13 protein-coding genes and 1 pseudogene are annotated in these 10,033 nt (G+C 71.1%); 8 read left to right on the top strand and 6 right to left on the bottom strand.

The features are described from left to right. Positions 1–16 precede the first annotated feature (16 nt). Positions 17–352: pseudogene (locus VB737_RS03610) on the top strand (bifunctional cobalt-precorrin-7 (C(5))-methyltransferase/cobalt-precorrin-6B (C(15))-methyltransferase); the annotation flags it as partial. Here VB737_RS03610 and VB737_RS03615 read toward each other — a convergent pair. Genes VB737_RS03615 through VB737_RS03625 form a run of 3 tightly spaced genes read right to left on the bottom strand, consistent with a single transcriptional unit; the run spans position 306 to position 2,415 of the window. After that, positions 306–815 (bottom strand): DUF192 domain-containing protein, encoded by a 510-nt coding sequence (locus tag VB737_RS03615; protein ID WP_500311213.1) that lies wholly within the window; start codon positions 813–815, stop codon positions 306–308. The pseudogene VB737_RS03610 and the gene VB737_RS03615 sit on opposite strands and share 47 nt — an antisense overlap. Then, complete coding sequence (locus VB737_RS03620) at positions 812–1,492, bottom strand: winged helix-turn-helix transcriptional regulator (protein WP_500311214.1); 681 nt, start codon at positions 1,490–1,492, stop codon at positions 812–814. The genes VB737_RS03615 and VB737_RS03620 overlap by 4 nt, the downstream gene beginning before the upstream one ends. Further along, positions 1,489–2,415 (bottom strand): NAD(+) kinase, encoded by a 927-nt coding sequence (locus VB737_RS03625; RefSeq protein ID WP_500311216.1) that lies wholly within the window; start codon positions 2,413–2,415, stop codon positions 1,489–1,491. The genes VB737_RS03620 and VB737_RS03625 overlap by 4 nt, the downstream gene beginning before the upstream one ends. Before the next feature lie 262 nt (positions 2,416–2,677). Between VB737_RS03625 and VB737_RS03630 the strand changes: the two genes are divergently transcribed. After that, a complete protein-coding gene (locus VB737_RS03630) occupies positions 2,678–3,583 on the top strand; it encodes a sulfotransferase (RefSeq protein WP_500311218.1) in 906 nt (301 codons plus the stop codon). 24 nt (positions 3,584–3,607) lie between these two features. On the opposite strand, the gene pheS is transcribed toward VB737_RS03630, so the two are convergent. After that, entirely contained in the window at positions 3,608–4,615 is a 1,008-nt protein-coding gene (gene pheS / locus VB737_RS03635; RefSeq protein WP_500311220.1) for a phenylalanine--tRNA ligase subunit alpha, read from the bottom strand. Positions 4,616–4,689: 74 nt separating this feature from the next. On the opposite strand from pheS, the gene surE reads away from it, so the two are divergent. Continuing rightward, positions 4,690–5,508, top strand: a complete 819-nt coding sequence (gene surE / locus VB737_RS03640) for a 5'/3'-nucleotidase SurE (RefSeq protein WP_500311222.1) — start codon at positions 4,690–4,692, stop codon at positions 5,506–5,508. Here the strand turns inward: surE and VB737_RS03645 are convergent. After that, positions 5,493–6,074: a DUF3611 family protein gene (locus tag VB737_RS03645; RefSeq protein WP_190544732.1), complete on the bottom strand. Its 582-nt coding sequence runs from the start codon at positions 6,072–6,074 to the stop codon at positions 5,493–5,495. The two genes, surE and VB737_RS03645, sit on opposite strands and share 16 nt — an antisense overlap. Before the next feature lie 63 nt (positions 6,075–6,137). On the opposite strand from VB737_RS03645, the gene VB737_RS03650 reads away from it, so the two are divergent. From VB737_RS03650 to VB737_RS03670, 5 genes are all read left to right on the top strand, one after another. After that, complete coding sequence (locus VB737_RS03650; protein WP_500311225.1) at positions 6,138–7,094, top strand: bifunctional riboflavin kinase/FAD synthetase; 957 nt, start codon at positions 6,138–6,140, stop codon at positions 7,092–7,094. Between the two features lie 161 nt (positions 7,095–7,255). Then, on the top strand, positions 7,256–8,338 hold the full coding sequence (locus VB737_RS03655; protein ID WP_500311235.1) for a thiamine phosphate synthase: 1,083 nt from the start codon (positions 7,256–7,258) through the stop codon (positions 8,336–8,338). Then, a complete protein-coding gene (gene thiS, locus VB737_RS03660) occupies positions 8,335–8,562 on the top strand; it encodes a sulfur carrier protein ThiS (protein WP_500311227.1) in 228 nt (75 codons plus the stop codon). Before VB737_RS03655 ends, thiS begins: the two co-directional genes overlap by 4 nt. A 27-nt stretch (positions 8,563–8,589) precedes the next feature. After that, the gene (locus VB737_RS03665) at positions 8,590–9,531 is read left to right on the top strand and encodes a DUF1517 domain-containing protein (RefSeq protein ID WP_500311229.1); all 942 of its coding nucleotides are present in this window, start codon (positions 8,590–8,592) and stop codon (positions 9,529–9,531) included. A gap of 63 nt (positions 9,532–9,594) precedes the next feature. After that, a complete protein-coding gene (locus tag VB737_RS03670; protein WP_500311231.1) occupies positions 9,595–9,753 on the top strand; it encodes a hypothetical protein in 159 nt (52 codons plus the stop codon). On the opposite strand, the gene VB737_RS03675 is transcribed toward VB737_RS03670, so the two are convergent. Then, positions 9,754–10,033: glycosyltransferase (locus VB737_RS03675; protein ID WP_500311233.1), on the bottom strand; the 280-nt coding region annotated here is incomplete at its 5' end. It lies immediately after the preceding gene.

Below are 10,033 nucleotides of genomic sequence, written 5' to 3' on the forward strand. Positions count from 1 at the left end.
TCGGAGATTTGTATAAGGGCCAGGGCCCGCTGCGGTGCTGGAGGGGGAGGCCCCGGCTGCCCTGGGCCCCCTGCCCGATCCCGACCGGTTGCTGATCGGCGGTGGCGGCCGGGACCGGCGCGAGGTGCTGGAGGCGGTGCTGGACCGGCTGCGGCCCGGCGGGGTGGTGGTTCTGCCCCTGGCCACGGTCGAAGCCCTGGCCCAGCTCAGGCCCCAGCTGGAGCAGGCCGGCATGGGGGTGACGGTCAGCCAGATCCAGGCCTGGCGCGGCGCCCCCCTGGCGGAGGGCACACGCCTGGCGCCCCTCAATCCGGTGCTGGTCCTGAAGGGGGTGCGCCCGGCAGCGGGGTGATCCGCACCGGGGTGCCCACGCTGATGCCGAGCACGGCGGCCTGGCCGGCGGCCAGTTCCAGCACCCCGTCCACCGGCGTGTCGGGGCCGTAGCTGGGGCAGGGCAGGTTCATGCAGGGGGGAACGTCCGTCTCCACGGCGGCCACCCGGCCGTCGCGGATGAACAGCATGTCCAGGGGTTCGGGCGTGCGGTGCATCCAGAACCGGGCCACGGTGGGGGGGGCGTAGGGGAACCACATGCCACGCAGGTGGGGCAGGGGCGGGCGCATCTGCAGCCCCATCGCGTATTGGCGCTCGCCCCGGGGCACCTCCAGCTGGATGCAGCGCTCCGGCGGCGGCCCCTCCAGGCACCACTCGGCGGTGATCGGCAGGAACTGGGGCGGGCCCTGGCTCAGGCCCGGCCCGCAGCCGATCAGCCCGAGGACGCCGGCGATGGTGAGGCTCCGGAGCAGGGAACGGCTCATGGCACGGGCCCCACCGGGGGCCGCCCGTCACCGAGGCAGTAGCCCCGACCCCGCACGGTGTGGATCAGCCGCGGTTCCCCGTTCTGCTCCAGTTTCTGGCGCAGGTAGCGCACGTAGACCTCGATCACGTTGCTGGCGCCGCCGCCCTGGTCGGCCCAGATCTCCTCAAGGATCTGCTCCCGGCTCACCACCGATCCCTTGTGACGCAGCAGCAGCTGCAGCAGCTGGTACTCCCGGGCCGTCAGGCTGAGCTGGCGCTGACCACGCCAGCTCTGGCAGGCCACCGGGTCGACGCGCAGATCCGCCACCTTCAGCAGGGTGGACACCGGCGCGGGCGCCTGGCGCCGGGCGAAGCCGAGGTGCAGCCGCAGCCGGGTGAGCAGGTCGCTCGTGCCCAGGCTGGGCAGCCAGAGATCATCCGCGCCCCACTCCAGGCAGCGGCTGCGGCTCTCGACGCTGTCGCTGGTGATGCCGAGCAGCAGCGGGCGGGCCCCCAGCCGGCGGCGCAGCTCCGGGATCCGCTCTTCGCTGCCGGGCGACAGGACCACGGCGGCGGGGAGGTCCTCCCCGGACTCCTGCAGCAGCGGCCGGTAGCCGGAGACCTCCAGCCGCGGCGCCAGACCGACGGCCTCCGGGCCCACCAGCAGCACCACGGTCGGTGGTGGGGGCGTGGTCACAGCGGGGCGTCGGCGTGGCTGCTGGAGGGCTTGGCCACATGGGGCAGGCCCCAGCCCAGCTTGTTGCGCAGCACCTGGAAGAATTCGTGGTCGGCCAGCCGCACGAAGCGCACCGGGTGTTCGCTGCGTCGCACCAGCACCCGGTCCTCGGGCCAGACGTAACAGCCGGCGCTGCCGTCGACCACCATCATCAGCCGCTCCGGGGTGGCGGGGAACACGGTCACCGGCTCCTGATCGCTGAACACCAGGGCCCGGGAGGCCAGGGAGTGGGCGGCGATCGGTGTCAGCTGCAGCACCGGACAGTCGGGGGTGATCACCGGCCCTCCGGCGCTGAGGGCGTAGGCGGTGGAGCCGGTGGGGGAGGAGAGGATCACCCCGTCGGCGGCGATGTCCACGGGGGCGTGGCGGCCGATGGCGATCTCGAAGTGGCACATGCTGGTGAGCGGCTCCCGGTGCAGGGCCATCTCGTTGAGACAGAGCACCTCCCAGCGCCGCTGCTCCCCCCGCATCACGCTCACCACGAGCATGGAACGCTCCTCCACGGTCCATTCCCCGGCCACCACCTGGGCCAGGGCCTGGTCCAGATCCTTGAGGTAGGCCTCGGCCAGGAAACCCAGGTGGCCGGTGTTGATCGTCAGGATCGGCACCCCGATCGGGGCGGTCTGGCGCGCGGCGGAGAGGACGGTGCCGTCCCCCCCCAGCACCAGGGCCAGGGCCATCTCCTCGTCGAAGCTTGCGGGCACGCAGGCGGCGTAGCCCCGGGAGCGCAGGTGCTGGTCGGGGTTGGCGAAACCCACCACGCCACCGGAGCTGCTCACCCGTGCCACCTCCAGCCCGGCGGCGGTCAGCCGTTTCTCGATCAGGTCGGCGGTGCTGATCGCCAGATCCTTGCCGTCGTTGACGATCAGTCCGACCCGGGGCACCGATCGCAGGCTGAATGGCCATCGGACTCTAGGAGAACGATGCTCCTCAGCCACGGTCAGCAACGTCGGGGAGGCAGGCCTGATCAAGGCGCGAAGCGATCGCGAAGGGTGAAGACGGAAGCGGTGCTGGGGGTATGGTCTGCCGGCTTCCAAGGCCCCATGCGCTGTCCCGGGGAGTCACGCTTTGTCTTCGGTACCGGCATGGTTGCAGGCAATGCGACGGCGTTAATATCCGGTGACTGCGTCTAGTTGGCTGCTGCCGGTGAAGCTTCTTTACATCGGTGGTCTTGAGCACAGCGGAACCACTCTCACCGAGCAGTTGTTGAGCAGCCATCCCCGCAGCCTCAGCCTGGGAGAGATCGCCTCCTTCTTTTCTCCCTCCCACATGCAGGCCTATCTGCGTGCCTGGGGAGATCACGACGATGTACGTCGCTGCTCCTGTGGCCGTGACTGGGAGGACTGTTCATTCTGGGGACAGCTCAGCCATCTCAATGGTTTGAACTCAGATCTTCCTCTGGTCGAGAAATATGCCCAATTGATACGATTCATTCGGCATCATCTTGGGGATGATGTGCTGGTGACGGACTCGTCCAAGTCGGTGGAAGCCCTGGACGCCCTTCGCACGGCCCTGCGGAGCGAAGCCGCCGGCCAGGATCGATTCGGACTCATCCTCGTGACAAAGGATGTGCGAAGCTTCACGGCTTCGATGAAGCGCAAGAGTGGGAGCAAGGGGCTGCTCTCAGCCTTCCGTTCGATGAACTACTGGAGCCATGCCAATACCAAGTGGTTGAGATACCTGGCTGCCGACCCCTCCATCCCCCACCGCATCAACCTTTACGAACATCTCTGTCTCGATACGCTGGGTCAGGTCAACGGGCTGCTGGCGATGGTGGAGGAGGCCCCCCTCCCCAGCCTGGACATCGCCAACACAAGATCTCACATCGCCATGGGGAACAAGGACTTCCTGATGCGCAATCGCAGTCGTGTCCGCTACGACCAGCGCTGGTTCACCGACGATGCCATTCTTCTGGCCTATCTCGTCAACAGCTCCGCCCGTCGCCTCAATCACCGCTTCTATCGGATGGGCCAGCAGCTCGCGCCGCAGACCTGCCCAGGAGTTCACCGATCTGAGGCGGTTGAATCAGGAAGGGGCGATCGACCAGGGTGAACGGCCGCTGTCGGACATCGCGGATCAGAACTGCTCCAGGAAGCGCAGGTCGCTGTGGAACAGTCGGCGGATGTCGTCGATGCCGTGGCGCACCATGCAGAAGCGCTCCACCCCCAGACCGGCGGCGAAACCGCTCCAGCGTTCCGGATCGATGCCCAGGCCCTCCAGCACCGCCGGATCCACCATGCCGCAGCCCATCACCTCCAGCCAGCGGCCCCGCCACTGCACGTCCACCTCGGCGGAGGGCTCGGTGAAGGGGAAATAGCTGGCCCGGAATCGCACCGGCAGGTCGCCGAAGAATTGCTGCAGAAAGGTGGTGACAGTGCCGCGCAGGTGGCTGAAGTCCAGCCCCTCGTCGAGGGCGAGCACCTCCACCTGGTGGAACACCGGCGAGTGGGTGGCATCCACCGCATCGCGGCGGTACACCCGGCCGGGGGCGATCACCCGCACCGGCGGGGGGTTGGCTTCAAGGTGGCGGATCTGCACCGGGGAGGTGTGGGTGCGCAGCAGCCGGTCGCCCCCCAGATAGAAGGTGTCCTGCATGTCCCGGGCCGGGTGGTGCTCCGGGATGTTGAGGGCGGTGAAGTTGTAGTGGTCGGACTCGATCTCCGGCCCCTCCGAGACCCGGTAGCCGAGGCCGGCGAAGATGTCGACGATCTCCTCGATCGTGCTCTGCAGGGGATGGCGATGGCCCGGCGGCACGTAGCTGCAGCCCGCCGTCACGTCGATCCGCTCCCGCTCCAGCCGCTCTGCCATGGCGGCGCTGCGCACGGCTTCGAGCCGGGCGCCCAGTAGCTGCTGCACCTGGTCCTTGAGGCGGTTGGCGCGCTGGCCCACCAGGGGGCGCTCGTCGCCGGGCAGCCGGCCCATGGCACCGAGCACCCCGGAGAGCCGTCCCTTCTTGCCCAGCAGGCCCACCCGCAGCTCCTCGAGGGCCGTGGCGTCCTCGGCGGCGGCGATGGCGGCGGCGGCCTCCGCCTCCAGGCGCTCCAGCTGGTCGGTGAGCTGCTGCAGGCTGACGGTGGCGCTCACGGCACGGATCGGGGGAAGGAAGCGACTGTAGGCAGCAGCGTCTAACTTGCCGGCAGTCCACGCGGTCGAGGCCGATGGCACCGCTCCGGATCCTGATCAGCAACGACGACGGGGTGTTCGCCGACGGCATCCAGGCCCTGGCGGCCGAGGCTGTCGGCCGCGGCCACACCGTCACCGTGGTCTGCCCGGACCGGGAGCGCTCCGCCACCGGCCACGGACTCACCCTCCAGACCCCGCTGCGGGCGGAGCGGGCCGATGAACTCTTCGCCGCCGGGGTCACCGCCTGGGCCTGCAGCGGCACACCCTCCGACTGCGTCAAGCTGGCCCTGTTCCGGCTGCTGGATCAGGCACCGGACCTGGTGCTCTCCGGCATCAACCACGGCCCGAACCTCGGCACCGACGTGCTCTATTCGGGCACCGTCTCGGCGGCGATGGAGGGCACGATCGAGGGTCTGCCGGCCCTGGCGGTGAGCAGCGCCGATTTCCACTGGCGTCGCTTCGAGGCGGCGGCGGGCCTGGCCCTCGATGTGGCCGAGCGCATGCACACCGCCGGCTGGCCGGAGGGGCTGCTGCTCAATCTCAACGTGCCGCCCCGTGCCGCCGCAGACCTCGCCCCGCTGCGCTGGTGCCGCACGGCGGTGCGCCGCTACATCGACCAGTTCGAGAAACGCACCGACCCCCGCGGTCGCACCTACTACTGGTTGGCCGGCGAGGTGGTCGACGATCTGGAGGGCACCGGCGCCGGTCCGGCCGAGTGGCCCACCGATGTGGCCTGGGTGCAGCAGGGAGGCCCCTCCCTGACCCCCCTGCAGCCCGAGCTGTTCTGGCGCGGTCCGGTGGCGTCGCTGCCGCCTGTCGAGGCGCTGGGGCGCCGCGATCAGCTCCTGCGGTAGATCCGCTGCAGCAGCCAGAGGCTGATGATCAGGGCGAGCACGTGGGCGAACAGCACCTGCGTGTTGCTGAGCACCGAGAGCATCTCGATCGAGGTGATCGGCAGCCCCACCACCCGCCCGCCGCTGCCGGGGGTGGCCTGCAGCTGGGCCCCGAGGAAGCCCGGCACCTGCTGGGAGGCCTGCACGAACAGACTGCCGGCCAGGGCCTGGTAGCCCACCGAGGCCAGGGTGAGCCCGGCCACATCGGCCACCAGGCCCCGCTTCACCAACCGGGAGGTCTCCCCCCGGCTGGGGCGCACCGGGCTGGCCAGGGCGCGGCCGCAGCGCACCACCAGCCAGGATTGCCACAGACTCCAGAGCAGAACCAGGAACGAGAGGGTGGTGAGGGAAAGGCCGGGGCCCAGCCCCAGGGCGCGGGAGGAGTTGGCCGCCAGGCGGCCGCCGATGTTGTTGAACAGCAGCACCACCACCACCACCACCCCGAGGGCCAGCTGGACCCAGAAGCGCACCCAGCCCGTGCGGCGAAGGGCGTCGGCCATGCGCTGCAGGTCCAGCTGGTCGGCCATGGAGACGGGAACGGTGCTCCCAAACTTGGCATGGGAGGATCCAGCCGGCGAGGGCCGAGGCCGTTGATCCCGCTTCACGACCCCCCCAGCGCCCTGCGCCCCACCGCCATCGCCCTCGGCAGCTTCGATGGCCTGCATCGGGGGCACCGCCGCGTCATCGCCGCCGTCACCGCGCCCATGGCCGCCGCCCGGGAGCGGGTCGTGCCCACGGTGGTCAGCTTCTGGCCCCATCCCCGTGAGGTGCTCCACGGCGAGACGCGGCTGCGTCTGGATCTTCCGGAGGAGAAGCTGGAGCTGCTCGAACCCCTCGGCATCGAGCAGCTGGTGCTGGTGCCCTTCACCCGCGAGCTGGCGGCGCTGACCCCGGAGCCGTTCGTGCGCCAGGTGCTGGCCGAGAGGCTCCAGGCCCGCCGGATCGCGGTGGGCACCAACTTCCGCTTCGGGGTCGATCGCCGCGGGGATGTGGACGACCTGGCCCGCATCGGTGCCGGCCTCGGCATCGATGTGCAGGTGGTGCCGATGCTCTGGGACGGGGATGAGCGGGTGAGCAGCAGCCGCATCCGGCGGGCCCTGGCGGCCGGCGACATCGATGAGGCGGCCCGCCTGCTGGAGCGGCCTTACCGCTTCAGCGGCGAGGTGGTGAGCGGTCGGGGCCTGGGGCGCCAGCTGGGCTGGCCCACCGCCAACCTGGCGGTGGACGGACGCAAGTTCCTGCCGCTGGAAGGGGTCTATGCGGCCCTGGCCTGGCGCGACGGCGGTGAGGGGCCGATGGCGGCGGTGATGAATCTCGGGCCCCAGCCCACGGTGGATCCCCTGGCTCCTTCGGCGGTGGAGGTGCACCTGCTGGATCGAAGCCTCGACCTCACGAGCGCCCGGCTGACCGTCCAGCCCCTGCGGCTGCTGCGCCGCCAGCAGCGGTTCGCCGGCCTCGAGGACCTCAGCCGTCAGATCCAGCTGGATGCCGATCGGGCTGGGGATCTCTGCCGGACACTCGGAACTCCCTGGGAGGCTTCGACCTAGGGGGCAGGACAGCGGCTCCGACCATCGGCACGGGCGCCTGCCGCCCCTGGCCCGAGCTTCAGGCGGACGAAGCCCTCCCATACCCTGGAGGCCTCACCCGCCCCGGTCCGGTGACGCCCCAGCCCCCAGTCCCGTCGCAGCGTCCTGCCCCGTCGCCGCCGCTGTCCGGCCGTGAGCCTGCCGCCGTCGAGCGGGCCGCCGTCGAGCGGGCCGCCATCGAGCGGCTGCTCGATGCCAACCTCGACCGGGCCCGGGAGGGGCTGCGGGTGCTGGAGGACTGGGCCCGCTTCGCCCTGGACCGTCCCGAGCTGGTGGCCCGCACCAAGGACCTGCGCCAGCGCCTGGGCCTGCTGCACCGGACCTCCTACAAGCTGGCCCGGCACACGGCCAGCGACCCGGCCACGGGCCTGGCCCATCCGGCCCAGGCCGAACGGCGGGACGGCGCCAGTGTCCTGGCCGCCAACGCCGGCCGGGTGCAGGAGGCCCTGCGGGTGCTGGAGGAGTTCGGCCGGCTCGAGGACCCGGAGCTGGCGGCCGAGGCGGCGACGATCCGCTACGCCCTCTACGACCTGGAGGTGGACCTGCTCCAGGCCGGCCGTGACGGCGACGGCCGCCGGGCCCTGCTGCGCCGCTGCCATCTGTATCTCGTCACCAGCCCGGTGGACGGCCTGGAGGCCGTGGTGGCCGCCGCCCTGGCGGCGGGGGTGCGGCTGGTGCAGTACCGCGCCAAACCCGACGCCCCCCTGGATGACCGGGGCCGCTTCGAGCAGGCCGGTGCCCTGCGCCAGCTCTGCCACCGCCATGGCGCCCTGTTCCTGATCAACGACCGCATCGATCTGGCCCTGGCGGTGGGGGCCGACGGCGTCCACCTCGGCCAGGACGACCTGCCGCCGGCCGTCGCCCGCCGCCTGCTGGGGCCCGACCGGCTGATCGGCCGCAGCACCCACCGGCTCGAGGACCTGCACCAGGCGGTCGCCGATGGCTGCGACTATGTGGGGGTGGGGCCCGTCAACGCCACGCCCACCAAGCCCGGCCGCGAGCCGGTGGGGCTGGCCTACGTGACCCAGGCGGCGGCGGAGTGCCCCCTGCCCTTCTTCGCCATCGGAGGCATCGATCCGGGCAACCTGGCCGCCGTGCGCCGTGCCGGGGCGGATCGGGTGGCGGTGGTGCGGGCCATCACGGCCGCCGACGACCCCGGCGCCGCGGTCGCCACCCTGCTGGCGGGGCTGGAGGCTGAGGCATGACCGGTGGTAGGGCGGCAGACCTGCTGCTGCGAGTCAACGGGGAAGAGCGCCGCTGCCCCGCGGGCCTGTGTCTCGATGCCGTGCTCGTGGCCCTCGGCTACCAGCCCCGTCTGGTGGTGGTGGAGTTCAACGGTGAGATCCTGCCCAGGGATCGCTGGCCCGCCCAGGCTGTGGTGGAATCCGATGTGCTGGAAGTGGTCACCATCGTGGGGGGCGGTTCCTAGATTCCTGCCATCGCAACGTCGCACGCCATGGGTTCCCGCTTGCTCCGGCGCCTGGCCGGTCTGATGGTCGTGCCCGTGCTGGTGGCCGGCCTGCTCATCGCCTCCCCGCCGCCGGCCCAGGCCGCCAGCGGCGGCCGCATCGGCGGCGGCAGCTTCCGCTCGGCCCCCTCCATGCCCCGCAGTTACGGCGGTGGCGGTGGTTATGGGGGCGGATTCAGCGGTGGCGGCTATCGGGGCGGTGGCATCGGCTTCCCGTTCATCGTGCCGATCTTCGGTTTCGGCGGCGGGGGACTGTTCGGTTTCCTGATCCTGATGGCCGTGGCTGGCGTGGTGGTCAATGCCCTGCGCGGTGGCGGTCCGGCCATGGCCGGTTCCGGCTCCGACCTGGCCTACAGGCCGCGCCCGGATGGGCCGGTCTCGATCGCCCAGATCCAGGTGGGTCTGCTGGCCTCCGCCCGCGACCTCCAGGACGATCTGCGGCGACTGGCCGGTACGTCGGACACCTCCAGCAGCAGCGGCCTGCAGCGGGTGCTGCAGGAAACGAGCCTCTCGCTGCTGCGCCATCCCGATCTCTGGGTCTATGCCAGCGGCGAGGTGGGCCAGGTGCCCTTCCCCAGCGCCGAGTCCACCTTCAACCGGCTCTCCATGCAGGAGCGCAGCAAGCTGGAGCGGGAACTCACCGCCAACGTGTCCGGGCGCCGCTTCAGTGAGCCCGCCCCCGTGGCCCCCGGTGCCAGCGACGCGGCCAGCGATTTCATCGTCGTCACCCTGCTGGTGGCCAGCCGGCGCAACCTGGCCATCAAGGGGGCCGGCACCGCCGATGACCTGCGTGATTCGCTCCAGAAGCTGGGTGCCGTCGGCGCGGATGATCTGCTGGCCATCGAGGTGATCTGGCAGCCGGAAGGGGCCGGTGAGGTGCTCAGCACCGAGCAGGTGATCACGGCCTACCCCGACCTGCAGCATCTGTGAACCGGCGGCCTTGCCGGCCGGCCTTCACTCCCCCACACTGCGCGTCAGAAGCCGCAGGCGCCGATGCCTCCCCATCGGATCAGCTGGATCAATTCCCCGGTCCTGCTCGAGGCCATCGAGCGCTATGAGCAGGGCCGGCTGCCCCGTCCCCTGGCCCTCTGGCTCCAGACCGTGCTGGAACTGGAATCCCCTCCGGTGGGCCCCCTGCGTCCCGGCGGCTGATCAGCCGGCCCGCTCCAGCTGCAGGATCCGCAGGGCGGCCATGGCGGCCCCGTAGCCGTTGTCGATGTTCACCACGGTGAGCCCGGGGGCGCAGCTGGCCAGCATGCCCATCAGGGCCGCCTGGCCGCCGGCGCTCACCCCGTAGCCCACCGCCACCGGCACGCCCAGCTTCAGCGCCTCGATCACCGGCAGGCCGAACCCCTCGGCGCGCGATGGCGCCAGCAGGGCCCGCGCCGCGCGCAGGTGACGGGCGATTTCGGTATCGGTGCACTGGCTGTGA

It is taken from the genome of Synechococcus sp. BA-120 BA3 (assembly GCF_034931285.1).
Lineage (GTDB): Bacteria > Cyanobacteriota > Cyanobacteriia > PCC-6307 > Cyanobiaceae > Cyanobium.